At 39.8% G+C, this 26,962-nt stretch carries 21 protein-coding genes and 1 pseudogene; 14 read left to right on the top strand and 8 right to left on the bottom strand.

Going from position 1 to position 26,962, the window contains the following annotated elements:
- The first annotated feature begins 330 nt into the window (after nt 1–330).
- Nucleotides 331–1,368: a DUF874 family protein gene (locus tag AYS37_RS00940; protein ID WP_000446625.1), complete on the top strand. Its 1,038-nt coding sequence runs from the start codon at nt 331–333 to the stop codon at nt 1,366–1,368.
- A gap of 148 nt (nt 1,369–1,516) precedes the next feature.
- Here the strand turns inward: AYS37_RS00940 and AYS37_RS00935 are convergent, their stop codons facing one another.
- Nucleotides 1,517–2,443: a radical SAM protein gene (locus AYS37_RS00935; RefSeq protein ID WP_001040809.1), complete on the bottom strand. Its 927-nt coding sequence runs from the start codon at nt 2,441–2,443 to the stop codon at nt 1,517–1,519.
- On the bottom strand, nt 2,436–4,646 hold the full coding sequence (gene topA, locus AYS37_RS00930; protein WP_000681437.1) for a type I DNA topoisomerase: 2,211 nt from the start codon (nt 4,644–4,646) through the stop codon (nt 2,436–2,438). Before topA ends, AYS37_RS00935 begins: the two co-directional genes overlap by 8 nt.
- A gap of 165 nt (nt 4,647–4,811) precedes the next feature.
- On the opposite strand from topA, the gene AYS37_RS00925 reads away from it, so the two are divergent.
- Both AYS37_RS00925 and AYS37_RS00920 read left to right on the top strand, forming a co-directional pair.
- Nucleotides 4,812–6,356 carry a flagellin B gene (locus AYS37_RS00925; protein ID WP_000010021.1) on the top strand — a complete coding sequence of 515 codons (1,545 nt, stop codon included), beginning with the start codon at nt 4,812–4,814 and terminating at the stop codon, nt 6,354–6,356.
- Between the two features lie 60 nt (nt 6,357–6,416).
- A pseudogene (locus AYS37_RS00920) lies at nt 6,417–8,299 on the top strand (motility associated factor glycosyltransferase family protein).
- A gap of 11 nt (nt 8,300–8,310) precedes the next feature.
- Here the strand turns inward: AYS37_RS00920 and AYS37_RS00915 are convergent.
- Both AYS37_RS00915 and AYS37_RS00910 read right to left on the bottom strand, forming a co-directional pair.
- Complete coding sequence (locus AYS37_RS00915) at nt 8,311–8,607, bottom strand: hypothetical protein (protein ID WP_000154771.1); 297 nt, start codon at nt 8,605–8,607, stop codon at nt 8,311–8,313.
- 20 nt (nt 8,608–8,627) lie between these two features.
- Nucleotides 8,628–9,257 (bottom strand): class II aldolase and adducin N-terminal domain-containing protein, encoded by a 630-nt coding sequence (locus AYS37_RS00910; RefSeq protein WP_001874455.1) that lies wholly within the window; start codon nt 9,255–9,257, stop codon nt 8,628–8,630.
- 228 nt (nt 9,258–9,485) lie between these two features.
- Between AYS37_RS00910 and AYS37_RS00905 the strand changes: the two genes are divergently transcribed.
- From AYS37_RS00905 to dnaK, 3 genes are read left to right on the top strand one after another with little or no spacing between them, the layout of a single operon-like run.
- Nucleotides 9,486–10,316, top strand: coding sequence for an HrcA family transcriptional regulator (locus AYS37_RS00905; protein WP_000233986.1), 831 nt, complete (start codon nt 9,486–9,488; stop codon nt 10,314–10,316).
- Complete coding sequence (gene grpE / locus AYS37_RS00900) at nt 10,316–10,891, top strand: nucleotide exchange factor GrpE (RefSeq protein WP_000650914.1); 576 nt, start codon at nt 10,316–10,318, stop codon at nt 10,889–10,891. The genes AYS37_RS00905 and grpE overlap by 1 nt, the downstream gene beginning before the upstream one ends.
- Nucleotides 10,892–10,921: 30 nt before the next feature.
- Nucleotides 10,922–12,784 (top strand): molecular chaperone DnaK, encoded by a 1,863-nt coding sequence (gene dnaK, locus AYS37_RS00895; protein WP_000520971.1) that lies wholly within the window; start codon nt 10,922–10,924, stop codon nt 12,782–12,784.
- Between the two features lie 237 nt (nt 12,785–13,021).
- Here dnaK and AYS37_RS00890 read toward each other — a convergent pair whose 3' ends face one another.
- The gene (locus AYS37_RS00890) at nt 13,022–13,600 is read right to left on the bottom strand and encodes a hypothetical protein (RefSeq protein ID WP_000848417.1); all 579 of its coding nucleotides are present in this window, start codon (nt 13,598–13,600) and stop codon (nt 13,022–13,024) included.
- 114 nt (nt 13,601–13,714) lie between these two features.
- Between AYS37_RS00890 and AYS37_RS00885 the strand changes: the two genes are divergently transcribed.
- The 6 genes from AYS37_RS00885 (at nt 13,715) to AYS37_RS00860 (ending at nt 20,907) form a co-directional block, all read left to right on the top strand.
- A complete protein-coding gene (locus tag AYS37_RS00885; RefSeq protein ID WP_001874454.1) occupies nt 13,715–14,632 on the top strand; it encodes an O-acetylserine-dependent cystathionine beta-synthase in 918 nt (305 codons plus the stop codon).
- Nucleotides 14,633–14,652: 20 nt separating this feature from the next.
- Nucleotides 14,653–15,795, top strand: a complete 1,143-nt coding sequence (locus tag AYS37_RS00880) for a cystathionine gamma-synthase (protein ID WP_000551106.1) — start codon at nt 14,653–14,655, stop codon at nt 15,793–15,795.
- 37 nt (nt 15,796–15,832) lie between these two features.
- Complete coding sequence (locus AYS37_RS00875; protein WP_000783582.1) at nt 15,833–16,291, top strand: S-ribosylhomocysteine lyase; 459 nt, start codon at nt 15,833–15,835, stop codon at nt 16,289–16,291.
- A gap of 153 nt (nt 16,292–16,444) precedes the next feature.
- Nucleotides 16,445–18,190, top strand: coding sequence for a bifunctional metallophosphatase/5'-nucleotidase (locus AYS37_RS00870; protein ID WP_001228609.1), 1,746 nt, complete (start codon nt 16,445–16,447; stop codon nt 18,188–18,190).
- Nucleotides 18,191–18,399: 209 nt separating this feature from the next.
- Entirely contained in the window at nt 18,400–20,097 is a 1,698-nt protein-coding gene (tlpB, locus tag AYS37_RS00865; protein ID WP_000970887.1) for a methyl-accepting chemotaxis protein TlpB, read from the top strand.
- 30 nt (nt 20,098–20,127) lie between these two features.
- Nucleotides 20,128–20,907 (top strand): glycosyltransferase family 2 protein, encoded by a 780-nt coding sequence (locus AYS37_RS00860; protein ID WP_000922044.1) that lies wholly within the window; start codon nt 20,128–20,130, stop codon nt 20,905–20,907.
- Here the strand turns inward: AYS37_RS00860 and AYS37_RS00855 are convergent.
- Entirely contained in the window at nt 20,890–21,654 is a 765-nt protein-coding gene (locus tag AYS37_RS00855; RefSeq protein ID WP_000853618.1) for an outer membrane beta-barrel protein, read from the bottom strand. The two genes, AYS37_RS00860 and AYS37_RS00855, sit on opposite strands and share 18 nt — an antisense overlap.
- A gap of 251 nt (nt 21,655–21,905) precedes the next feature.
- On the opposite strand from AYS37_RS00855, the gene AYS37_RS08445 reads away from it, so the two are divergent.
- Nucleotides 21,906–22,121 carry a hypothetical protein gene (locus AYS37_RS08445; protein WP_154079717.1) on the top strand — a complete coding sequence of 72 codons (216 nt, stop codon included), beginning with the start codon at nt 21,906–21,908 and terminating at the stop codon, nt 22,119–22,121.
- Nucleotides 22,122–22,139: 18 nt separating this feature from the next.
- On the opposite strand, the gene AYS37_RS00850 is transcribed toward AYS37_RS08445, so the two are convergent.
- Nucleotides 22,140–23,246 carry an epoxyqueuosine reductase QueH gene (locus AYS37_RS00850; RefSeq protein ID WP_000905193.1) on the bottom strand — a complete coding sequence of 369 codons (1,107 nt, stop codon included), beginning with the start codon at nt 23,244–23,246 and terminating at the stop codon, nt 22,140–22,142.
- On the bottom strand, nt 23,246–25,273 hold the full coding sequence (gene tlpA, locus AYS37_RS00845; protein ID WP_000033557.1) for a methyl-accepting chemotaxis protein TlpA: 2,028 nt from the start codon (nt 25,271–25,273) through the stop codon (nt 23,246–23,248). The genes AYS37_RS00850 and tlpA overlap by 1 nt, the downstream gene beginning before the upstream one ends.
- Before the next feature lie 204 nt (nt 25,274–25,477).
- Between tlpA and thrC the strand changes: the two genes are divergently transcribed.
- The gene (gene thrC, locus AYS37_RS00840; protein WP_001117342.1) at nt 25,478–26,932 is read left to right on the top strand and encodes a threonine synthase; all 1,455 of its coding nucleotides are present in this window, start codon (nt 25,478–25,480) and stop codon (nt 26,930–26,932) included.
- The last annotated feature ends 30 nt before the right edge of the window (nt 26,933–26,962 follow it).

Here is a 26,962-nt window from a genome sequence, read left to right as displayed (position 1 = left end):
AAAAAAGACAGAAAAAGCGGGTTATGGTTATAGTAAAAGGGTGTAAGGCATAAGAAAACACCATAAAATCGTTTTTAGCTTCTAGGAGACATCAATCAGTTTCTTGCCATAGAAAAATCGCTTATTATTATTATTCCCTTTAAAAGGGTGTGAGTTTAAGGTATAAGGGAAACTTGTATCAAGTTTTGTTGGAATGGATTAGAAAAATCTGATTGGATTGATCCTCACAATTTTTCAAACCAATTGTTTAATAGCGATTAAATATGGCTATATACACTACAATAATAAGATTTTGAAAAGTGAGATTGTTTTTTGAAAAAAAGGTTGGTGATGGAATCAGTAAAAACAGGAAAAACAAATAAAGTTGGCAAAAACACAGAGGCAGCTGACACAAAGGCAAATAAAGAGACTCATTTTAAACAAGCGAGCGCCATTACAAATACGCTTAGATCGATTGGTGGGTTTTTTACAAAGATCGCAAAGAAAGTTAGAGAACTTGTAAAAAAACACCCCAAGAAAAGCAATGCGGCATTAGTAGTGTTGACCCATGTTGCGTGCAAGAAAGCGAAAGAATTGGACGATAAAGTCCAAGATAAATCCAAACAAGCTGAAAAAGAAAATCAAATCAATTGGTGGAAATATTCAGGATTAACAATAGCGACAAGTTTATTATTAGCCGCTTGTAGCGTTGGTGATATTGATAAACAAATAGAGTTAGAACAAGAAAAAAAGGAAGCTGAAAACGCTAGGGATAGAGCAAACAAGAGTGGGATAGAATTGGAACAAGAAAAGCAAAAGACAATTAATACACAGAAAGATTTCATTAAATACGTAGAACAAAATTGCAAAGAAAATCATGGCCAATTCTTTATTAAAAAAGGAGGAATTAAGGCTGGTATTGGTATAGAAGTAGAAGCTGAATGCAAAACCCCTAAACCTGCAAAAACCAATCAAACCCCTATCCAGCCAAAACACCTCCCAAGCTCTAAACAACCCCGCTCTCAAAGAGGATCAAAAGCGCAAGAGTTTATCGCTTATTTGCAAAAAGAATTAGAATTTCTGCCCTATTCGCAAAAAGCTATCGCTAAACAAGTGAATTTCTATAAACCAAGTTCTATCGCTTATTTAGAACTAGACCCTAGAGATTTTAAGGTTACAGAAGAATGGCAAAAAGAAAATCTAAAAATACGCTCTAAAGCTCAAGCTAAAATGCTTGAAATGAGAAACCCACAAGCCCACCTTCCAACCTCTCAAAGCCTTTTGTTCCTTCAAAAAATATTTGCTGATGTTAATAAAGAAATAAAAGCAGCTGCTAATACCGAGAAAAAAGTAGAAAAAGCGGGTTATGGTTATAGTAAAAGGATGTAGCGATTAAAAACATTACACCAAGTTTTTAATTATCTGTCGGCTTTTGAAAACATTTTTTATGGTGTTGTGGCGTTATTTGACAATAAAAGAGATCCTTATTTAAAAGCTTAAACTATCCCTAAAATAAGGTAAAACTTACAAATGGAGGTTAAAACGCGCAATAAAACTCCAAAGAGCCGACTTTTTTAATCGTAATTTGCTTATGGTTTAACAAAGTTTCTAAATGTTTAAAAGCGTTAGGATCTAGTATTAGGGGGGCTTCTTCTGCGCTTAAAGGGCGTCTGGAAATTAAAGCGAGCAATTCGTCTATACCGCAAGAAATCAATTTTTTAGCTTGAGCAGTGGATCGTTTAGGCAAACTCACGCAAAGCCCTTCAAAAAATAAAGAGCATTTTAATAATTCATCTTCGCTTAATTTAGGGGCTTTAAAGCTTGAGGGCCTGTCTATGGTGCTTAAATCCACTCTGGCTATATTGATTTGTTTTAAAAAGTCAGCGATGAGCTTTAAATTATTCGCACTATCATTCACGCCCTTAATCAACAGCACTTCAGCCACCAGTTGCCCTTGATAAATTTGAGAAAAGCTCAAAATCCCCTCTAAAATCTTGTTAATGTCTTTAGAATAGGGCTTATCCACTCTTTCAAAGGCTTTCAAATCAATAGCGTCTAAAGAAAATTTAACGATGTCAAATTCCTTTAAGGCTTGTTGGACCTTTGGCTCATAAAAGAGTGAGCCGTTGCTTAAAATCAAAGTTTTAACGCCCTTTAAAAAAGGCTTGACGCTTTGGATAAGCTCTAATAAATGAGGGTATAGCGTGGGTTCGCCATTAGCGGTAATGGTTAAAACATCAATGGGGGTAGCAAGGTTGTTTAGGGCGTTTTGAATGGCGTTAATCAAGGTTTCCACTTTGATCACTTCTTCCATGCACTCAATGGGCTTGGCTTTACCCAACTCGCAATAAATGCAATTGTAATTGCATTGTTTTTTAGAGGGCGATAAATCCACGCCCAAAGACTTCCCAAAACGCCTGGATAAAACAGGCCCAAAAACGACAGGCGGATTTTCTTTAGCCATTCTCTTCCTCTAAAAACACACGCTCTTTGCATTTAATGCATTCATGCACCTTTTTTTTGCGATAGATTCTTTCACTCATTAAATAATGGCACTTCTCGCAACGCTTGTTGATGGGCTTATGGTTGGATAAAAAATTGCATTTAGGGTAATTGTTACAGCCATAAAACGAGCCTTTCTTACTCCTTTTTAAGGCAATATCCCCTCCGCATTCTGGGCATTTCACGCCTTCTATTGTTTCTTTGGCGTTAGGGGTGTTTTTTAACGATTTGGTGTTTTTGCATTCAGGGTAGTTGTTGCAAGCCAAAAACGCCCCGTTTCTGCTGAATTTTTGCACCATTTCTCCTCCGCATTTTTCGCACAATTCTTGCGTGGCTTCATTATTAGCGGTTTCAGTTTGTTTGATGTATTTGCATTTAGGGTAATTGTTGCAAGCGATAAACTCCCCATAACGGCTATTCTTTTTTACTAATTCCCCTCCACATTTAGGGCATGATTGGCCGGTTTTTTCATGCACTTTTTGAGAGATGATATTCTTTTTCCCGGCTTCAATTTTATCCATAAAAGGGTAGTAAAAGTCCTTTAAGACTTGCTGGTAGTCAGCTTTATTTTGAGCGATATTGTCTAGTTCCTCTTCTAAAGAAGCGCTGAATTTGGAATCCACGATTTCTTCAAAATGCTTTTCTAAAATTTCTATCACTTTAAACGCACTCTCTAAAGCGCTGATCTGCTTTTTTTCTACCTTGATGTAGTCTCTGTTTTGTAAAAGAGAAATCGTTGGGGCGTAGGTGCTGGGCCTGCCTATGCCTAAACTTTCTAAAACTTTAATCAAACTCGCTTCTGAATAGCGTGCTGGAGGCTCTGTAACATGGGCGTTGCTCTCTAGTTTTTCTAATTTAATGGGATCATTTTCTTTCAAATTGGGGAGCAATTTGTCCTTATCGTCATTGCCTAAGATTTTATAATAGCCATCAAAAAGGAGTTTTCTGCCACTCGCTTTAAACTCGCCCTTTTCGCAAGCCACAACCACGCTTTGGCTTTCAAAAAGAGCGTCTTGCATTTGAGAAGCTAAGAAGCGTTTATAAATTAAAGTATAGAGCTTTAATCCTTCAGGCTTAAGGTAGTCTTTTAAAGCGTTTGGCTCTAAAATAATAGAAGTGGGTCTGATCGCTTCATGGGCTTCTTGGGCGTTTTTATTCTTGCTGGAATAGACTTTGGCTTTAGGGGGTAGGTAGTCTTTGCCATAGTCTTTTAAAATCTTATTCCTCGCTTCTTCTAAAGCCTCTTTAGCGATATTCAAGCTATCAGTCCTCATGTAAGTGATCACTCCCATAACCCCTTGCGGGGTGGCTACGCCTTCATACAATTTTTGAGCGATACTCATGGTTTTTGTGGGCGAAAAACCTAAAAGACTGGAAGCGCTTTGCTGTAAAGTAGAAGTCATGAAAGGGGGCGGTGTGGGGGATTTTTTAGATTTTTTAACGATACTAGAGATAGTGTAGCTTTCTTTTTCTAATTCGTTTTTAATTTCTTGGGCTTTTTTTTCATCAATGAGTTCTTGGGCTTTGAGTTTGTTGCCCTTATAGCTGATGAGTTGTGCTTCTAAATGCGGCTCAAACAAAGCGTCTAGCGTGAAGTAGGTTAAAGGCTTAAAGGCTTTGATTTCCCTTTCTCTATCAATCACAAGCTTTAAAGCCGCGCTTTGCACCCGCCCAGCGCTCAAACCTTTAGTGATTTTAGATGAAATCAACGAGCTGAGCTTGAAACCCACGATCCGATCTAAAAAACGCCTGGCTTGTTGGGCATTGACCTTAGACATGTCAATTTGTCGTGGGGTTTTTAGGGCGTTTAAAATCGCATTTTGCGTGATCTCATGAAAAACAATCCTAGGATAGCTCTCCAATTTCCCCCCAATCAAACATGCCACATGATAGCCTATCGCTTCCCCCTCTCTGTCTTCATCGGTAGCGATATAAGTAATAGATGCTTTTTTAGAAAGCTCTATGATCTGTTTGACAAGCTCTTTATGGTCTTTATCCACGACATAATTAGGAGTGAAGCCTGTTTCATCAATCTTAATGCCTAAAGCGAATTTGGATAAATCCCTAACATGCCCTTTAGAGGCAATGACTTCGTAATTTTTATCCAAAAAATTTTTAATTGTTTTGGCTTTTGCGGGGGATTCTACGATAATAAGGTGCTTCATTGAACGCCTTTAATAAAATGTTTATACCTATTAATGAATGATTGTAGCATAGAATTTTGACTAAACGATTCATTAAACCATAAAAACTATAACGGCGCTAAAAATCAAAGAGTTGGAACACCCTTTGCTTGACTAACAGCAAATATCTATGCAAAGGATGCAAACATGAGTTTTAGGATAAATACCAATATCGCCGCTTTAACTTCTCATGCGGTAGGGGTTCAAAACAACAGAGACCTTTCAAGCTCGCTTGAAAAGTTAAGCTCAGGGCTTAGGATCAATAAAGCCGCTGATGATTCTAGTGGGATGGCGATCGCTGATAGCTTAAGGAGTCAAAGCGCGAATTTGGGTCAAGCGATCCGCAACGCTAATGACGCTATTGGTATGGTTCAAACCGCTGATAAAGCGATGGATGAGCAAATCAAAATCTTAGACACCATTAAAACCAAAGCCGTTCAAGCCGCTCAAGACGGGCAAACTTTAGAAAGCCGAAGAGCGCTCCAGAGCGATATTCAAAGGTTGTTAGAAGAACTGGACAATATCGCTAACACCACAAGCTTTAACGGCCAACAAATGCTTTCAGGAAGTTTTTCTAACAAAGAATTTCAAATTGGCGCGTATTCTAACACCACGGTTAAGGCGTCCATTGGCTCAACGAGCTCAGATAAGATTGGGCATGTGCGCATGGAAACCTCTTCTTTTAGCGGTGAAGGCATGCTCGCTAGCGCAGCGGCACAAAACTTGACTGAAGTGGGATTGAATTTCAAACAAGTCAATGGCGTGAACGATTATAAGATTGAAACCGTGCGCATTTCTACGAGCGCTGGCACAGGGATTGGGGCGTTAAGCGAAATCATCAATCGCTTTTCTAACACTCTAGGCGTTAGGGCTTCTTATAACGTCATGGCCACCGGCGGTACACCAGTACAATCAGGAACCGTGAGGGAGCTCACCATTAATGGCGTAGAAATTGGAACCGTGAATGATGTGCATAAAAACGACGCTGACGGGAGGTTGACTAACGCCATTAACTCCGTCAAAGATCGCACCGGCGTGGAAGCGAGCTTGGATATTCAAGGGCGCATTAATTTGCACTCCATTGACGGGCGCGCGATTTCTGTGCATGCAGCGAGCGCGAGCGGTCAGGTTTTTGGGGGAGGGAATTTTGCAGGGATTTCTGGGACACAGCATGCGGTTATTGGGCGCTTAACCTTGACCAGAACCGACGCTAGAGACATCATTGTGAGCGGTGTGAATTTTAGCCATGTGGGCTTTCATTCCGCTCAAGGGGTGGCAGAATACACCGTGAATTTGAGAGCGGTTAGGGGTATTTTTGATGCGAATGTGGCTTCAGCAGCCGGGGCGAACGCTAATGGCGCGCAAGCGGAGACCAATTCTCAAGGTATAGGGGCTGGGGTAACAAGCCTTAAAGGGGCGATGATTGTGATGGACATGGCAGATTCTGCACGCACGCAATTAGACAAGATCCGCTCGGATATGGGTTCGGTGCAAATGGAATTGGTTACCACCATTAATAATATTTCTGTAACCCAAGTGAATGTTAAAGCGGCTGAATCTCAAATCAGAGACGTGGATTTTGCTGAAGAGAGCGCGAACTTTTCTAAATACAATATTTTGGCACAAAGTGGGAGTTTTGCTATGGCGCAAGCGAATGCGGTGCAACAGAATGTCTTAAGGCTTTTACAATAACAGCCCTTGATTTAAGGGGGCGTTAGCCCTTTTTATCAGTTATTTTTATAAGTTAGAATGATGGATATTTATCAAAAAAACTTACAAGCTCTTTTCAAAAAAGACCCTCTTTTGTTCGCAAAGCTCAAAGCCATTAAAGAAAACAAAAAATACGAAGTGTTTTTAGGGAATGATAGCGCGAATTTCAACCTCTTAGATAAAGAAACAAACACGCCCTTATTTGAAAAAAGCCCGCTAGATTCAAGCTTAGAGCTATACAAAAATAGCGAAATTTACATGCTTTATCCTTATTTGTATTATTTTGGCTTGGGTAATGGGGTGTTTTATCGCTTGCTTTTGGGCAATGGCAATTTAAAACGCTTGGTGGTCATTGAGCCTGAAATAGAAATTATTTTCATTGTGCTGAATCTCTTGGATTTTTCCACTGAGATTTTAGAAAATCGTTTGATTTTATTGCATGCAAGTTTTTGCAATTACAACATGATCGCTTCCTTATTTGATATGGATAAAAAATCTCGTTTATACGCAAGAATGTATGATTTAAAACTTTTTAACGCTTATTATGAACGATACTCCAATCAAATGATAGAAATCAACCAGCATTTCACACGCGCTTTAGAGCATGGCGCTATTAGCGTGGGCAATGACGCTAAAGACGCGCTCATAGGCATCAAACAGCATGCCACTAATCTGCCTGAAGTCATCAAAAGCCCTAGTTTAGTGGATTTTGTGAACGCTTTAAAAAACAGAGACACCGCTATCATTGTTTCAACCGGGCCCAGTTTAAACAAGCAACTCCCCCTTTTAAAAGAAATCGCCCCTTACGCAACGCTTTTTTGCATAGACGCTTCTTTCCCTATTTTGGCTAAAGCCGGTATCAAGCCTGATATTGTGCTGTCTTTAGAAAGGGTGGATTTAACGGCGAAATTCTACGAAGAAACCCCCTTAGATTTTCAAGAAGGCGTTATTTTTGCTCTGACTTCCATTGTGCATAAACGATTGATTCAAGCGATTAAAAAGGGGGTTAAGCAATTCAGTTTCCGCCCCTTTGGCTATACCAACCTTTTTGATTTGCACCAGTATGGTTATGTGGGCATAGGCATGAGCGCAGCGAACATGGCGTATGAATTAGTGGTGCATTCTCGTTTCAAAAGGTGCGTGTTTATCGGGCAAGATTTGAGCTTTTCGCAAAGCGGTAACAGCCACGCTAGTGGGGCGATTTATGGCGATAGAGAGATCAAGCCTAAAAAAGATAAAGATAAGATTTTTATAGAAAAATACGGGGGTAATGGGGAAGTAGAGACCACTTTAGTGTGGAAACTTTTCTTAGAATTTTTTGAAAAAGATATTTTCAACACGCCCTATAAATTAGAAGTCATTAACGCTACTGAAGGGGGGGCTAGGATTAAAGGGACTAAAGAAATGCCCTTTAAAGAAGTGTGCGAAAAAATAGACAAATCCAAGCCAAAGCCTCCTATTAATCTTATTTATCCCACCCAATCAGAGCAAGATAAAAATTTAAAGATCGCCAAGCAAAAATGCGAAGAGATCATCAAATACGCCAATGAGAAAAAAACGCAAGTTGAAGAAGCGTTTTTAAAGGTGGCAGAATTTTTAGAAAAAGTGGAAAAGCTTCATGAAGAAAAAAATTAGAAGAGTTGGATTTTGAAGAATTAGAAAATTTGAGCGCTGAAATTGATAACATTAAAGAGCTTTTTGATGACAAACAATTCAATTCGTATTTTATGGATGCGATACAATCTTACATCTTCCACCAGGAATTGCATATCGCTGAAATCGTGTGTAAAAAAACGAGTAATGAAGACGAATTAAGGGCTAAGCAATTAGAATACATTTACGCGCACAAATACTGGCTTTTTAGTTTAGCGGGTGGGATGGATTGCGTGATAGAAGCGATTAAAATGGCTTTGAAGGAATGGTAAAACACCCCTTTTTAAGCGTATGTGTCTAGGCTGGAATAAATTTCAGGGGTATTTTCGCCATCAATAAGGCTTTTTTCAACTTGGGATTTATCTTTAATCTCGCCGTCGTTATTGATAGCGTTTAAAGCTTGTAACCGGTCAAAATCAGGGGCGTTTTGCGTATTATCTTGGCTGAAACCATCTTGAATGCTGCTTTGTTGTAAATCCTGCTCTACTTGATTCCTATCTTTTATGGTTGCGTCATTATTGATATTGTTCAAGGTTTGGAGCTGTGTGAAATTAGGGGTGTAATGGGTGTTGATGGTCATGTTTTATCCTTTTTAGCTTTTTACACGCTCAATCGTGGATCATCATTATAGCAATAATCCATTAAATCGCCCAATCGTAAAACCTTGCATGAGTTTTCAATCAAATCAAAAACTTCCATGAGTTTAGAAAGCTCTCTGTGGTAGGCAAAAATCCCACACCCCTTAATGAAAACAAAATATTTTTTGCTCTCTTGCAATTGGCGTAAAATTTCTGTATCCGCTCTTTCTTGCCAGCTGTCATAGTCTTTGGGGTTAAAAATGGAAATTTCTTCGCCCAAAGAACGATACCCTAAATAATCTCTAGGGAGCAATCGGTTGTGGCGCAAGGAATACGCCAAACTATAAGGAGGGCGCGCGTAAGCGATGAATTTAGCGTCCAAAAACTCCCGATACACGCTCGCATGAATGGGCGAATCCAGGCTCGCTTCTTTCCAGCGGTAATCCATCTTGTCATGCAAAACCAATAAGGTGTTTTCATTCAATTGATCAAAAACAGCGTTTTTTTTATTGATCACAAATTGATTCGCGCCAATGCGTGCTGAAATAGAGCCTTGATAAAGCCCAAAAAAACCCTTTCTAAACATGGATAATGAAATGCTTTTGAGCGAATGAATCAGATTGCTGTCAATGCCTCTTGTGTGTGTGTTCATGTTTGGCATGATAACAAGTTTTGTTCGTTTTGTCTAATAGAGGGCATAAGTTAGGGGATCGCTAAAATTAAATCAACTCTATAAAAAATCCTAATTTAATGCTAGTAAATAAATTTAGTGATACAGACTAAACTTTAAAGAAAAATCGGGTAATTTTTATCACTTTTTCAAAACAAGTGATAGATTATTAACTTTTTGCGCTATAATGCGAGGGTTCTTTCATCAAGAATGGTGATTGACGAGATTTTTCAAATAATGATGTTAAGAAGAATTAAAGTAGGTTCTGATTTGAATAAAAAAGAGAGTTTGTTAGATGCGTTTGTTAAAACCTATCTGCAGATTTTAGAACCCATTAGCTCTAAACGCTTGAAAGAGTTGGCGAATTTGAAAGTGTCTTGTGCGACGATCAGGAATTATTTTCAAATCCTTTCTAAAGAAGGCATGCTCCATCAAGCCCATTCTAGCGGCGCTAGATTGCCCACTTTTAAGGCGTTTGAAAACTATTGGCACAAGTCGTTGCGCTTTGAAGTTTTAAAGGTGAATGAAAAACGCCTAAAAAGCGCGAGTGAAAATTTTGGGCTTTTTGTGCTGTTAAAAAAACCCAGTTTGGAGCGTTTAGAAAGAGTCATTGAATGCGAAAAACGCTTTTTGATTTTGGACTTTTTGGCGTTTTCTTGCACGCTGGGTTACAGCGTTAAAATGGAGAAGTTTTTATTAGAACTTGTGGGCAAAAGCGTTAAAGAAGTGCGTTCAATCGCTGCTTCTGTCAATGCGTTGAGTTTGGCTAGGCAATTAGAGCGTTTGGAGTATTCCAACACACAAATCACACGCTTTAATCTGATGGGGTTAAAAACGCTTTTAAACAGCCCTTTATTTTTTGACATTTTAGGGGGTAAGGTTTTAGAGCGTTTGAAAAAGGGTTTGCATTTTATAGAGCCTGATTGCATGCTAGTAACACGCCCCATAGAATTTCAAAACGAGCGGATGCAACTACTTTGCGTGGGGAAACTAGAATGCGATTATGAAGGGTTTTTTCAAACGATTTCTAAGGAGGAATAATGAAAGATGAACACAACCAAGAACACGATTATTTAAGCCAAAAAGAGCCAGAGTCTTATCAAAAGGCTTGCACTTGCAAAGAACAACAAGGTGGAGAAAAGCAAGAAGCGGGCGAAAAAGAATGCGAGATCAAGGAAGATTTTGAGCTTAAGTATAAAGAAATGCACGAAAAATACTTGAGAGTGCATGCGGATTTTGAAAACGTGAAAAAGCGCTTAGAAAGAGACAAGAGCATGGCGTTAGAGTATGCGTATGAAAAAATCGCATTGGATCTATTGCCGGTGATTGATGCGCTTCTTGGGGCTCATAAGAGCGCTGTAGAAGTGGATAAAGAGAGCGCTTTAACCAAAGGCTTGGAGCTTACGATGGAAAAGTTGCATGAAGTTTTGGCAAGGCATGGCATTGAGGGGATTGAATGCTTAGAAGAATTTGATCCTAATTTCCACAATGCGATCATGCAAGTCAAAAGCGAAGAAAAAGAAAACGGGAAAATCGTGCAAGTTTTGCAACAGGGCTACAAGTATAAGGGTAGGGTTTTAAGGCCGGCAATGGTGAGCATTGCTAAAAACGATTAAAACATTTATTTTAATAAGAAAGGATAACGCATGGGAAAAGTTATTGGAATTGATTTAGGGACAACCAACTCCGCAATGGCGGTGTATGAAGGCAATGAAGCAAAGATTATTGCGAATAAAGAGGGTAAAAACACCACTCCTTCTATTGTAGCTTTTACGGATAAGGGCGAGATTTTAGTGGGCGAGAGTGCCAAAAGACAAGCGGTAACCAACCCAGAAAAAACCATTTATTCTATTAAAAGAATCATGGGTTTGATGTTTAATGAAGATAAGGCTAAAGAAGCCGAAAAACGCTTGCCTTATAAGATTGTGGATAGGAATGGGGCTTGCGCGATTGAGATTTCGGGTAAAATTTATACCCCTCAAGAAATTTCAGCCAAAATTTTAATGAAGCTCAAAGAAGACGCTGAAAGCTATTTAGGCGAGAGCGTTACTGAAGCGGTTATCACGGTTCCGGCTTATTTTAACGACAGCCAAAGGAAAGCGACTAAAGAAGCCGGCACGATTGCAGGGCTTAATGTTTTAAGGATCATCAATGAGCCTACAAGCGCAGCGTTAGCTTATGGCTTGGATAAAAAAGAGAGCGAAAAAATCATGGTTTATGATTTGGGTGGGGGGACTTTTGATGTTACCGTTTTAGAAACAGGCGATAATGTTGTAGAAGTTTTAGCCACAGGGGGCGATGCGTTCTTAGGGGGCGATGATTTTGACAATCGTGTGATTGATTTCTTAGCGAGTGAATTTAAAAGCGAAACGGGCATTGAAATTAAAAACGATGTGATGGCGTTGCAACGCTTGAAAGAAGCCGCTGAAAACGCTAAAAAAGAATTGAGCTCTGCGATGGAAACTGAAATCAATTTGCCCTTTATCACCGCAGACGCTACCGGGCCTAAACACTTGGTGAAAAAACTCACTAGGGCTAAATTTGAAAGCTTGACAGAAGATCTAGTGGACGAAACGATTTCTAAAATTGAAAGCGTGATCAAAGACGCAGGGCTAACCAAAAATGAGATTTCAGAAGTGGTGATGGTGGGCGGCTCCACTCGTATCCCTAAAGTCCAAGAAAGGGTGAAAGCCTTTATCAACAAAGATTTGAATAAAAGCGTCAATCCTGATGAAGTCGTGGCGGTGGGCGCGAGCATTCAAGGGGGCGTGTTGAAAGGCGATGTGAAAGATGTGCTTTTATTAGATGTTACGCCTTTAAGCCTTGGGATTGAAACTTTAGGGGGCGTGATGACTAAAGTGATTGATAGAGGCACGACTATCCCGGCGAAAAAATCTCAAGTGTTCTCAACCGCTGAAGACAACCAGCCCGCTGTATCCATTATGGTTTTACAAGGAGAGAGAGAATTGGCAAGGGATAATAAATCGTTGGGTAAATTTGATTTGCAAGGCATCGCTCCCGCTCCAAGAGGCGTGCCGCAAATTGAAGTAACCTTTGATATTGACGCTAACGGGATTTTAACCGTGTCAGCGCAAGATAAAAATACCGGTAAAAGCCAAGAGATTAAAATTTCTGGCTCTAGCGGGTTGTCTGATAGCGAAATTGAAAAAATGGTTAAAGACGCTGAATTGCACAAAGAAGAAGACGCTAGGAAAAAAGAAGTGATTGAAGCGAGAAACCATGCCGATAGTTTGGCGCACCAAACCCAAAAGAGCCTTGATGAGCATAAAACGAATTTGAATGAAAACGACGCTAACGAGATCCAAAACGCCATTAACGCTCTTAAAGAGTGCGTCAAAAACGATAACGCTACTAAAGCTGAGCTTGAAGACAAGACAAAATTATTAGCGCAAGCGGCTCAAAAATTAGGCGAAGCTATGGCGAATAAAAACAACGCCGAGCAACCCAAGAAAAAAGACGACGATGTGATTGATGCGGAAGTGGAGTGAAACGCTTTTAAAAACTTCTTTCAAGCGGGCGGTTTTAATCAAAACCCGCTTGCTTTCCTCATTTTCATCAAAATAGGATACCGATTGCAAAATCTAAAAAATAGCGTTTTTTAATCCAAATATCAAAGCTTGATTGTAATCAAGCGATAGCTTTTTTTAAGGTTTAGCTTAAAAGCGTTGGTGGATTTTAGGAAAATCCCTTATGGGGGGAGTTCCTTTTTTGTATATGGCTATTTCTTAATGGCTCGCGCTAGATGGCTCTAATTCAAAACACGCAGTGGGGATTTGATTAAATTCGTTAGCAAAACGTAAAAAATCGTTGGTAATATTTTCAAGATGGGATTCTAAATCGTCATAGCTCTCTTGGTAGTATGTGTCTCCATTAGGATCAATGATTTTGTCATACGCTAGGCATTTTTGACACTCTTTTTCCCCATTCTCCTCTATGGATCGACCTATGCAAAGATAAAACTTTTCTGCATCATTGCACCAATAGTAAGCAAACCAAAGGAAAAAACCTTTTGTTGGGGTTGGTTTTTTGCGATTGACAAATCCTTCCCCTAAAATATCCTGACGGCAAAAGGCGATGGATGGCTCATTAGATAAATTCCCAGAGCCAAGACTGATTTTACACGCATAACCCCATGGCGCTAAAAACTTGTTCAGCCCGTTTTGGCATGAACCATACTTTGGTATTTTTGGAGTTCTGCCTGTTTGTTTTTCCTCTTGCACTTTAGCGTCTATTAACGCTGTAAATTCTCTTAACAAGTCTTGAAACGCTTTTCTTTGCTCTTCATTCCATTCTATCGTTTTCATTGAAAGCTCCTTAATCCATCTCAATAAACCAACATTTTATCCTAAACTTATTCCATTTAACGAGTTTAGGCATAATCGCAAAATTGAATTTTATTGTTTGTTATAGGAGGAATGATGATTATCACCGCAATGCAAGACGCCATAGGCCGCACTCCCGTTTTTAAATTCACTAACAAGGATTACCCCATTCCATTAAAGTCCGCTATTTACGCCAAACTGGAGCATTTAAACCCGGGAGGGAGCGTTAAAGATCGCTTAGGCCAATACCTTATAGAAGAAGGGTTTAAAACGGGCAAAATCACTTCTAAAACAACCATCATTGAGCCTACCGCAGGCAATACCGGCATCGCTCTAGCCTTAGTGGCGCTCAAGCACCATCTCAAAACCATCTTTGTTGTCCCGGAAAAATTCAGCACAGAAAAACAGCAAATCATGAGGGCTTTGGGGGCTTTAGTGATCAACACGCCTACTAGCGAGGGGATTTCTGGTGCCATTAAAAAAAGTAAAGAGTTAGCCGAAAGTATCCCTAATAGCTATTTGCCCTTACAATTTGAAAACCCTGATAATCCCGCCGCTTACTACCACACTCTAGCCCCTGAGATTGTCCAAGAATTAGGCACAAATTTTACGAGCTTTGTAGCTGGGATAGGGAGTGGTGGCACTTTTGCTGGCACGGCTAAGTATTTGAAAGAACGCATTCCTAATATTCGTTTGATTGGGGTGGAGCCGGAGGGTTCTATTTTGAATGGGGGCGAGCCTGGGCCTCATGAAATTGAGGGCATTGGCGTGGAATTCATCCCCCCTTTTTTTGCAAACTTGGATATTGATGGCTTTGAAACGATCTCAGATGAAGAGGGTTTTAGCTACACTAGGAAGTTAGCCAAGAAAAACGGCTTATTAGTGGGGAGCTCTAGCGGGGCCGCTTTTGCGGCAGCACTGAAAGAAGCACAACGCCTTCCTGAAGGCAGCCAGGTTTTAACCATTTTCCCGGATGTTGCCGATCGTTATCTTTCTAAAGGTATTTATTTATAAATTCATAAAAAGGAAAAATCATGCACATGCAAACCAAATTAATCCATGGAGGCATTAGTGAGGACGCGACAACGGGGGCGGTGAGCGTGCCTATTTATCAAACTTCCACCTACCGCCAAGACGCTATAGGCCGCCACAAGGGCTATGAATACTCTCGCTCAGGCAACCCCACGCGCTTTGCTTTAGAAGAGCTCATCGCCGATTTAGAAGGGGGGGTTAAGGGGTTTGCTTTTGCCTCTGGACTAGCTGGAATCCACGCCGTTTTTTCCCTTTTACAATCAGGCGATCATGTGTTATTAGGCGATGATGTTTATGGGGGGACTTTCCGCTTGTTTAATAAAGTGCTTGTCAAAAACGGGCTTTCTTGCACCATTATAGACACTAGCGATATATCCCAAATCAAAAAGGCTATCAAGCAAAACACCAAAGCCCTTTATTTAGAAACCCCTAGTAACCCTTTGCTTAAAATCACGGATTTAGTGCAATGCGCCAGTGTCGCTAAAGATCATGGTTTGCTCACTATCGTGGATAACACCTTTGCCACCCCCTATTGCCAAAACCCGCTTCTTTTGGGAGCGGACATTGTGGTGCATAGCGGCACAAAATATTTAGGCGGGCATAGCGATGTGGTTGCCGGTCTTGTAACCACTAATGATGAAGCGCTAGCCCAAGAGATCGCTTTTTTCCAAAACGCTATCGGTGGGGTTTTGGGCCCTCAAGACAGCTGGCTGTTGCAAAGAGGGATTAAAACGCTGGGATTACGCATGGAAGCCCATCAAAAAAACGCCCTTTGTGTGGCTGAGTTTTTAGAAAAACACCCTAAAGTAGAAAGGGTTTATTACCCGGGCTTGCCCACTCACCCTAATTACGAGCTGGCCAAAAAACAGATGCACGGCTTTAGCGGGATGCTCTCTTTCACCCTCAAAAATGACAGCGAAGCGGTTGCTTTTGTAGAAAGCCTTAAACTATTCATTTTAGGCGAGAGTTTGGGCGGGGTGGAAAGTTTGGTGGGGATTCCGGCGTTTATGACCCATGCGTGTATCCCTAAAGAACAACGAGAAGCTGCCGGGATTAGAGATGGCTTGGTGCGCTTGTCTGTGGGGATTGAGCATGAACAGGATCTGTTAGAAGATTTAGAGCAAGCGTTCGCTAAAATAAGCTAAAGTTTCATTACAATTTATGAATAAAGGAGTTAAAAACATGAAAATGAATGTAGAGAGTTTTAATTTGGATCACACCAAAGTCAAAGCCCCTTATGTGCGTGTCGCTGATCGCAAAAAGGGCACTAATGGGGATGTGATTGTCAAATACGATGTGCGCTTCAAGCAACCCAACCAAGATCACATGGACATGCCTAGCCTACACTCTTTAGAGCATTTAGTCGCTGAGATCATCCGCAACCATGCCAATTATGTCGTGGATTGGTCGCCTATGGGTTGCCAAACGGGATTTTATCTCACGGTGTTAAACCATGACAATTACACAGAGGTTTTAGAGGTTTTAGAAAAGACAATGCAAGACGTGTTAAAGGCTAAAGAAGTGCCTGCTAGCAATGAAAAGCAATGCGGTTGGGCGGCTAACCACACTTTAGAGGGCGCCAAGAATTTAGCGCGCGCTTTTTTAGACAAACGCGCTGAGTGGTCTGAAGTGGGGGTTTGATTGGTGGGGTAATGATTTTTACCCCCCTATCCCCTTACCCATTATTTTACCCATTTTGCCCATAAGCGTTAAATGCCAATCAAAAACCATCGTATCGGTGTTAATATCATGTAAAAATTAATGTTATGAATCTCTTGTATTAGAAGGATTTCAATGAGAAAATTGATTTTACTCATCTTTTTCACGCTGGCACTTTCAATATCGGCAAAAGAAGTCAAAATCGTGTTTTTAGAAACTTCAGACATTCATGGGTGGCTTTTTTCGTATGATTATGCGATTGGCGAGCAAAAACCCAATAACGGCTTGACAAGGATTGCGGCTTTAATCAAAAAGCAAAGGGCTGAAAATAAAAATGTGGTTTTGATTGACAGCGGGGATTTGTTGCAGGGTAATAGCGCGGAGTTGTTTAATGATGAGCCTATCCACCCGCTAGTTAGAGCCGAAAACGATTTGAAATTTGACATTCGTGTGCTTGGCAATCATGAGTTTAACTTCAGTAAAGATTTTTTAGAAAAAAATATTAAGGGGTTTAATGGCGGTGTCGTGAACGCGAATATTATCAAAATTGCGGACAATAAGCCGTTTGTGAAACCTTATATGATTAAAAAAATTGATGGCGTGAGGGTGGCGGTTGTGGGGTTTTTGGTGCCGCACATCCCAACTTGGGAGGCCTCTACGCCTGAACATTTTGCAGGCTTGAAGTTTTTGGACGCTGAAGAAGCGTTAAAAAAGACTTTGAAAGAGCTGAAAGGGAAGTATGATATTTTGATTGGCGCTTTTCATTTGGGGCGAGAAGATGAGAAAGGTGGCGACGGGATACCGGATTTAGCGAAAAAATTCCCGCAATTTGACATCATTTTTGCCGGGCATGAGCATGCGGTTTATAACACCAAAGTGGGAAAGGTGCATACCATTGAGCCTGGAGCGTATGGGGCTTATCTGGCAAAGGGTGTGGTGGTGTTTGACACTCAAACAAAGAAAAAAACCATAACGACTGAAAATTTACCCACAAAAGATATTCCAGAAGATGAAGAATTAGCGAAAAAATACGAATATGTGGATAAAAAATCAAAAGAATACGCTAATGAAGTGGTTGGCGAAGTGACAAAAACCTTTATTGACAGGCCTGATTTTATCACAGGAGGAGAAAAAATCACCACGATGCCAACCGCCGTCTTGCAAGAAACACCGGTGATAGAATTGATCAACAAAGTCCAAAAATATTACGCAAACGCCGATGTTTCAGCGGCAGCCTTATTCAATTTTGGGGCGAATTTGAAAAAAGGGCCTTTCAAAAGAAAAGATGTCGCCTACATTTACAAGTTCGCTAATACGCTCATTGGGGTGCATATCACGGGTGAAAACCTGTTGAAATACATGGAATGGTCATACCGATTTTACAACCAGTTGCAACCGGGCGATTTGACGATCAGTTTTAATGAAAACGTTCGCGGCTATAACTTTGATATGTTTTCTGGCGTGAAATACCAAGTTGACGTTACCAAACCCGCCGGGCAAAGGATTATTAATCCGACAATTAACGGAAAACCCATTGATTTAAAAGCGGTGTATAAATTAGCGATCAACAATTACCGATTTGGGACATTATCCACGACTTTAAAATTGGTTACAGACGCTGATAGGTATTATGATTCTTACGATGCATTGCAAGATAACGGGCAAATACGGGATTTGATCATCCAATACATCACGGAAGAAAAAGGTGGGAAGGTAACCCCTGAACTGGAACATAACTGGGAAATCATCAACTACGATTTCAAAAACCCGCTGCTAAAAAAATTGAGAGAAAAATTAAAAGAAGGGAGCATCAAAATCCCCACTTCAAAAGACGGGAGGACTTTGAACGTCAGATCTATTAAGGAAAGTGAAATTAAATAAGATTTTTATTTTTATTATTTATTCTTTAAGCCTAACTTAAAAAGGAATGTTCTATAATCCTAGATTGTTGGCTTTTCGCTTTTTTCAGCGGTTTTCAAACCACCGGATTTTAATTTTACTTTGCGCCACTCATTTTTCGGGGGGGGGGTGCATTTGGAAGCTGAACTCTCAAATTAGGGTTTGACTTAAAAATGATTTATAGGAGATGAATGATGTTTGCTTCAGTATTTGCTTCGCTAGGGACTCGTATTATGTTTGTCGTGCTAGCCGCTCTTTTAGGTTTAGGGGGGCTTTTTATTGGTTTTGTAAAGGTTATACAAAAAGATGTGTTAGTGCAACTCATGGAGCATTTAGAAACCGGGCAATACAAAAAGCGTGAAAAAACGCTCGCTTACATGACAAAAATTATTGAACAGGGCATTCATGAGTATTACAAAAATTTTGACAATGCTACTGCAAGAAAAATGGCGTTGGATTATTTCAAACGCATTAACGACGATAAGGGCATGATTTATATGGTGGTGGTGGATAAAAACGGGGTAGTGCTGTTTGATCCGGTCAATCCTAAAACCGTAGGCCAATCAGGGCTTGACGCTCAGAGCGTTGATGGGGTGTATTATGTTAGGGGGTATTTGGAAGCGGCTAAAAAAGGGGGAGGCTACACTTATTATAAAATGCCTAAATACGATGGAGGCGTGCCGGAGAAAAAATTCGCCTACTCGCATTATGATGAGGTGTCTCAAATGGTGATCGCAACGACTTCTTATTACACTGACATTAACACAGAAAATAAAGCGATTAAAGAAGGCGTGAATAAGGTTTTTAATGAAAACACCGCAAAATTATTCCTTTGGATACTGACAGCGACGATAGCGTTAGTGGTTTTGACGCTCATATACGCTAAACTAAGGATCGTGAAACGCATTGATGAATTGGTCCTTAAAATCAACGCTTTTAGCCATGGGGATAAGGATTTGAGGGCCAAAATTGATGTGGGTGATCGCAACGATGAAATCTCGCAAGTGGGCCGTGGGATCAATTTGTTTGTGGAAAACGCCCGCTTGATTATGGAAGAGATTAAAGGCATTTCCACTTCCAATAAAACTTCAATGGACAAATTAGTCCAAATCGCGCAAGAAACCCAAAAGAGCATGAAAGATTCCTCAACCACTCTAAATTCCGTAAAAAATAAAGCCACGGATGTAGCGAGCATGATGAATGCTTCCATAGAGCAGTCTCAAGGGTTAAGGAAGCGTTTGATTGAAACGCAAGGGCTTGTCAAAGAGAGCAAGGATGCGATCGGGGATTTATTTTCTCAAATCATAGAGAGCGCGCACACTGAAGAGGAACTCTCTAGTAAAGTGGAGCAGCTAAGCCGTAACGCTGATGATGTCAAATCCATTTTGGATATTATCAATGATATTGCCGATCAGACGAATCTGTTAGCCCTAAACGCTGCTATTGAAGCCGCAAGGGCTGGCGAGCATGGCAGAGGCTTTGCGGTGGTGGCGGATGAGGTTAGGAATTTAGCCGGGCGCACTCAAAAGTCTTTAGCCGAAATCAATTCCACTATCATGGTGATTGTCCAAGAAATCAATGATGTGAGTTCGCAAATGAATCTCAATTCGCAAAAAATGGAGCGCTTGAGCGATATGAGTAAAAGCGTGCAAGAAACTTACGAAAAAATGAGTTCTAATTTAAGCTCAGTCGTGTCAGATAGCAATCAAAGCATGGACGATTACGCTAAATCCGGACACCAAATTGAAGCTATGGTAAGCGATTTTGTAGAAGTGGAAAAAGTGGCTTCTAAAACTTTAGCGGATTCTTCAGATATTTTAAATATCGCTACGCATGTGAGTGGAACGACTATGAATTTAGACAAACAAGTGAATTTGTTTAAAACTTAATCAGGAGGAGTTTATTATAAAAGGGTTGGATTGTTAAAAGTTTCTGTGATCACGGCGTGTTTTAATAGCGAAAAAACCATTGAAGACACCATTCTTTCCGTGCTTAATCAAACTTATAAAAACATTGAATACATCATTATAGATGGGGCTAGCGCGGATAGCACTTTAGAAATCATTCAAAAATATAGAGATAGAATCGCTTGCGTGATGAGTGAAAAAGATAAGGGCATTTATGACGCTATGAATAAGGGCATAAAGCGCTCTAGTGGGGATATTATCGCTTTATTGAATAGCGATGATTTTTACAAAGATGAGTTTGTAATAGAAAAAGTGGTGCATGAGTTTGAAAACAAAAATTGCGATAGCGTGTATGCGGATCTGGTTTTTGTCAAACCGGATCGTTTAGAAAAAGTGGTCCGTTATTATGAAAGCGGGGAGTTTAGCCCTAAAACCTTGCTTTATGGCGTGGTGCCAGCCCACCCCACGCTCTTTGTTAAAAAAGCCATTCATGAACGCTACGGGCTATACAAAACCGATTATAAAATTTCAGCGGATTTTGAGATGATCATCCGCTTGTTTGTGGTGCAAAAAATAAGCTTTTCTTACTTGAAAGAAGTGTTAGTTATCATGCGCACCGGGGGAGTTAGCGCAAGGGGGTTTAAAAGCCTTTTATTAAGGAATAAAGAAAACATAAGAGCATGTAAAGAAAACGGCATTCAAGCGAATGTTTTTTCCATGTTTTTGAAATACCCTAGGAAAATCATGGGCTTATTTAAAAGGGGAAAAGGGGGATTAAAACGAAACGATTAAAGAAAGATTAGCGTTAAATCGTGGTTTGAATCTTTCTTGATGGTTGTTGTAGGTGTAAAAAACATTCCTCACTAAAGGCATTTCAATCCCTAATTGCAAGGACAAATAGCCGATAAAATCCACGATAAAACCAAAACGAAAAGGGGCTTGGAAAAAGGTTTTCTTGGTTCTAGGAATGATGGTTGTGATCGCACCGGTTTTAATCGTATCCACTAATAACACCCCTTGTTCTAAAGCGATTCCTAAATAACTCCTAAAGCGATAAATATTTTTATCTACAAAAATCCAAGAAAAATCTAACGCGCCTCCGTAATTTTGCACCATTAGGATTTGAGGCTGAGAGAGCGAAACAGAATGGAAATAGTTATAGACGCTAAAGATTCTAAAACCGACTTTAGGGTGGTTTCTTAAAAAATGCTCTAAACCGGTAGCGGTGTTAAACCCTATGCTATTGGCTACAAGAGTCAAGGTTTGATTAGAAGTTGAAAAAGTGGCTTGCGAATAGTTGTATCCAAAAATAAAGAAAAATTTAAGGCTTTTTTCCAAAGCCCTTTTTAAGATTTGCTGGTTTTTGTCTAGGATTTGCTGTTTTTCATTGTTTTTTTCAATAGTTAGGGGTTTAGGTTTGTCATCGTCATTCTTGTTTTTAAAGTTTTCTAAGAATTTAGACCAAGTGATTTCATTAGCTTCTAAAAAGAGTAAATTCAACGATAAAAAGAGATAAATAATACTGAATAGAGTTTTCAAATACAGCCTTAAACTTTTTACGGCTATTGTGCCTAATTATCTTAAATTAACTTTAAATTACTTGCATGTTTTGACTGAATATAACCCCTACTTACACACAACGCTATATTTTAAAATAATATATTGTTTTAGGTTTTGTTCCCATCAAGCATGGATAACTAAAGCCAACTTTAATGATTTTTCATTACGAGAATTTATCGCTCCAGTGAAGTGCCCAACCGCTAAAGAAGATTGGGCTTCCTAGGCTGATGTTGCCAGTAGGGAGAGTTTGGTTCTCACTCTGTGTCCCTATAGTAGGGATTTTACAGAGTTTGAGCTCCAACGCATTCCCTACAGGTCTCACACATCATATCTCCAAAGGCGTAACTTTGCGCACTTCCTATGCTAGATACGAATGTATGGGGATATTATACCACGAATTGGTAGCATTCATCCCAACCGCTAAAGACGACTGGGATTTCTGCTAAGGAGTATTAAAGTTTAGCTTAGAGCAAATAAAACACCTTTTCTTCTTGAAAAATGCTTTTAATTTCTACAAAAAGGGTTTTTTCTATGCATTCTTCTAGCACGATAATAGGGTTAATACTCTCGCTCCCGCTCACTAACGCCCTTAAAGACAACTCTTCTTCATAATTTAAGGGGTTAAGGTTTAACTCTTTTAAATTATCGTAGTTTTTCGCCATAAGAGTATTAAGGCCTTCTAAAGTTAAAAACAAGGTTTCATCTCTTTGGCTATAACCCACTAGAGCGCTCAAACGCTGAGAAAAAACCCACCTTAAATCGTTGATCCTAACTTTAGCCTTACTTTTAGAGCGCGCTAGAATGCAGCAATTCAAGGGGTTTGAATTTTTAGAAAGCCACACGCCCCCATTCAATAAGCGGTAAGTTGCAATCGTTTTTTGGGCTAAAAAAGGCTTATTAGCGTCCTTTTTAGTTGCTTCTAATGTTCTAAAAACTTGCGTTCTTTCTTCAATACTTGCGGGTAAAATCTGGCGTTTTAAAGGCGAATAAAGCTCAAAGGGGCTTCTGTTTTGGGATTCTTTTTGGATTTTTAAAGCGAATTGGCAACCGCAATAATTTTGCCGATAAAGCTCGTTTTCTCTCGCCAAAGCTTGCAAGTTTAAATCCAACTCGCTCTTAAAATGTTCAAAATTATCGTTTCTAAACACAACAAATTCCAAATTGTGCCTTTGCGCGATGTGTTGTCCCTTAGCGATGAGCTGGTTAGGGTCTTTTTTAGGACTTGTGAGTAAGGTGGTAGTGAATTTTTCTTCCCCTAATTCAAAGGCTTTTAACGCGCTCGTTTCTAATCGCAAGTCAAAGCATTCAAAACAGCGCTCGCTTTTTTCCCCTAACAATTCCTTACCCTTAGCTTTGTCTAAAAATTTTTCTAATTCATAATCGCCCTCAAGCAATTCAATTTCTAGCATCTCGCAAGTGCGTTTCACATCCTCTAAACGCAACAAGTATTCGCTATAAGGGTGGATATTGGGGTTATAAAAAAACCCTACAATTTTTTCACCCGCAAAAGCCTCTTTAGCCTTTTTTAAAAAATACAGGTTATCCACCGAGCAGCAAATATGAATGAGCATTAAAACTGCTTTTTATTCACATCTTCTAAAATATCGTTAGAGACTTTGTCAATTTCTTGACTGATTTCTAACGAATCGCTAGCGATTTTTAGATTGCCCTCAGTAACCGATCTTAAGGCTTCAATAGAAGCGTTAATCTCTTCTACTTCTTTAACCTGGTTTTTAATGCTTTCGCTCGTGTCTGAAATGCTTTGAACTAAAATATTGATATTGGCTTCAATCTCGCTGAGCGATTTTTGCGTCCTTTCAGCGAGTTTCCTAACTTCATCAGCCACCACCGCAAAACCTCTGCCATGCTCGCCGGCCCTTGCGGCTTCAATAGCAGCGTTTAGGGCTAAAAGATTGGTTTGATCGGCAATATCTCTAATGATTTCTACAATGCTTTTAATGTCTTGCCCTTGTTCAATCATGGCTTCACTTTGAGAGCTCACGCCTTGAATGGAAGTGGTGATATTTTCTATCGTTTTAGAAGTTTCCATCAAGCTTTTGTGTTGGGAGTTTGAAGCCTTTTCTAAATTCTGCACGCATTCTTTTAAATTCGCGCTATCGTTCGCTAAATCTTTGGCAAAATTAGACGAAGTTTCTAGCATTTTTTGGATTTCTTGCCCTAAAGCGTTAGTAACCAATTCCACCCTACCCGAAGCGTTTTGGATCCGGCCTCTAAAATCCAAACCAGAATAGCTTTCAAAGATTTTGAAAATGCTTGGCATGTGAGTCCCTACGCTTTCTTGCAAATAATCCATGATCCCATTTAGCGCGTCTCTCAATTCTTTCAGATCAGGGCTTGCGGGATCAGCTGTGATGCGCACCGCAAAATTCCCTGCTTTCACATCTGAAACCACTTTAATGGTGTCTTGGACGGCTTGCTTGTCTTCTTGCATGGTTTTTTGGGTTTGCAAGATATTTTTATTAATGGCTGTTTGCATGCGGCCTAATTCGTCATTAGATTTCGCTTCAACCAATTTAGTACCGCTGGAATTGGCTTGATTGTTCAATAATTTGAAGAAATGAGATAAGGTGCTAGAAACGACTTCCAAACGATTGCTCACAATCGCTCGCATTAAGAGAGTGATCGCTATAATCAAGGCTAACACCATGATAGCGCTCGCCACGATCACCACAAAACGCACCGAGCCTACTTGCTCATAGACCTTGTCTTTTTCAATGATTAAAGCGATCATCCAATTAAGATTGTCTTTACTTTCTGTTTTGCCTAGCATTTTAAAGGTTTCAACGGCTAAAAAATTTTCCTTATGGCTAAAGGGATCCAGGTATTCTAAAGTCGCTTTAGAGCCGTTTTCTAAAATAGCCATCACTTCGTTAGTGGCTTTAGGCACGCTTTTATAAATTTCGGTGATGGATTTGTCTTGCAAGCTTTTATTCGCGCTCAAAAGCACTTTACCTTTAACGCCAATTAAAAACAAATCGCTCCTGTTTTTAGTGATTTCATTACTGAAGCTGTCAATGGAAAGGAAAATCATCAAAGCCCCTACAACCTCTTTGGTGTTTTCATTCAATAAAGGTAAAAGAACATCAACCCCATAAACTTCCGCCCCATTAGGCATTTTCCTATAATAAGGCAAGCTTTTAGAAATTTCTTTATTTTTCATCGCTTTTTGTGCTAAAGGGCTATTCCCTAATGACGGGTTTTCCATCACTTTAATCGTATCGTTATCCCTTAAAAGCGTTAATCTTAAATCTTCTCTGTCTTTAAAAAACATGCTCACCCCAGCGACATGCGAATTGGCTAAAATGAAGTTTTTTAACAAATTGATTTTGATTTCTCTTTTGGTGTCTTTAGGGAGCATTTCTTTGACAATGCCCATGCTCGTATAGGCATTTTCCAAAACCCCTTGCACTTCCTTAACCTTAAAATGCAAACTATCTTGCATGGAATGCAAGGTGTTTTCTTTTAAGATTTCTTTCACTTTGCTGTTTAAAGACACCCCTAAAATGCTCACGCACACGATCACAATCAACGACACGCACAATATGATTTTATTACCGATACTCAAACCTTTAGACAAAACACAACCTTACTATGATGAATTTTTTGCCCATTTGCGGCAAAATTTTAAACCGCATTATAGTATTATAAGCATAAATCCAAAATTAAACTGGATTAAAAAGGCGATCGATCATTCTCATTAAAAAATCATTTTAAGGTTGCATTCGCTCTTTTAGGGTATGCTACGGCTTAAAATTATCCAAAGTATTAAGAAGGAAAAATCATGCCTTTTGTCCCCACGCGCTCTTTGAAAGAAAAAAAGATTGATTTTATTGAAGCGGTATTAAACCCCAACGCCCCCAAAGGCGGGCTTTACACTTTAGAGCATTTTGAAACGCTAGAATGGCAAGATTGTTTGAATCTGAGCTATAACGAGCTAGTAGAATGCGTGTTTGAACGATTGGGTTTAGAGATTCCTAAAGGTTTATTGACAAGCGCTTTAAAACGCTATGAAAATTTTGATAACCCTAAAAATCCAGCCCCTATTTTTGCACTCAATGAAAGGCTTTTTGTCCAAGAGCTCTACCATGGGCCTAGTTTGGCGTTTAAAGACATGGCGTTACAGCCTTTAGCGAGCTTGTTTTCTAACCTAGCGGTAGGGAAAAATGAAAAGTATTTAATGCTCGTTTCCACAAGCGGGGATACCGGCCCTGCGACTTTAGAAAGTCTGGCGGGCATGCCTAATGTTTTTGTGGTGTGTTTATACCCCAAAGACGGCACGAGTTTAGTCCAAAAACTCCAAATGGTAACCCAAAGCGCTAGCAATTTAAAAGTCTTTGGGATCAGTGGGGATTTTGATGATGCGCAAAACGCGCTCAAAAACCTTTTAAAAGACGATGATTTTAACGAAGCCCTAAAAACGCACCAATTAAAATTAAGCGTGGCTAATTCCGTGAATTTTGGGCGCATCGCTTTTCAAATCGTCTATCATATTTGGGGCTTTTTAGAATTGTATAAAAAAGGCGCGATCAATTCTAAAGAAAAAATCACCCTAGCCATACCCAGCGGTAATTTTGGGAACGCTTTAGGGGCGTTTTACGCTCAAAAAATGGGCTTGAATATCGCTAAAATCAAGGTCGTAACCAACAGCAACGATGTTTTAAGGGAGTTTATAGAGACAGGCCGTTACGATTTGACTAAGCGCTCTTTAAAGCAAACCTACTCGCCGGCTATGGATATTTTAAAAAGCTCCAATGTGGAAAGAGCGCTTTTTAGCCTTTTTGGGTTTGAACGCACGCTAGAATTGATGCAAGCTTTAGAAGAAGAGAAATTTTATGCCTTAAAACCTAAAGAATTAGCCCTTTTACAGGAGCATTTTTCTTGCGCGAGCTGCTCAGATGAAGATTGTTTGAAAACCATTCAAGAAGTTTATGTAGAGCACCAATACCTGATTGACCCCCACACCGCCACCGCTTTAAACGCCAGCTTGAAAACCAACGAAAAAACCCTTGTTTCCGCCACCGCTTCTTATGAAAAATTCCCTAGCACCACCCTTTTAGCCCTAAACGAGCAAAAAAAAGACGATAAAGCCGCCCTAGAAACGCTTAAAAACAGCTACAATACCCCGGATAGCCAGCGCCTTGATGATTTGTTTGAAAGAGGCATCAAGCACCAAGAAGTTTTAAAACTCAATGAGATCAAATCTTCTATCCTTTTGTGGCTAGAAAACACGCATTAGAGCTTTTTTTACGCTTTTAACCTTAATAAA

The organism is Helicobacter pylori NQ4053 (genome assembly GCF_000274605.1).
GTDB lineage: Bacteria > Campylobacterota > Campylobacteria > Campylobacterales > Helicobacteraceae > Helicobacter > Helicobacter pylori_CV.
The sequence above is the reverse complement of the archived record's forward strand: the minus strand, read 5'-3'. Positions and strand labels throughout refer to the sequence as shown.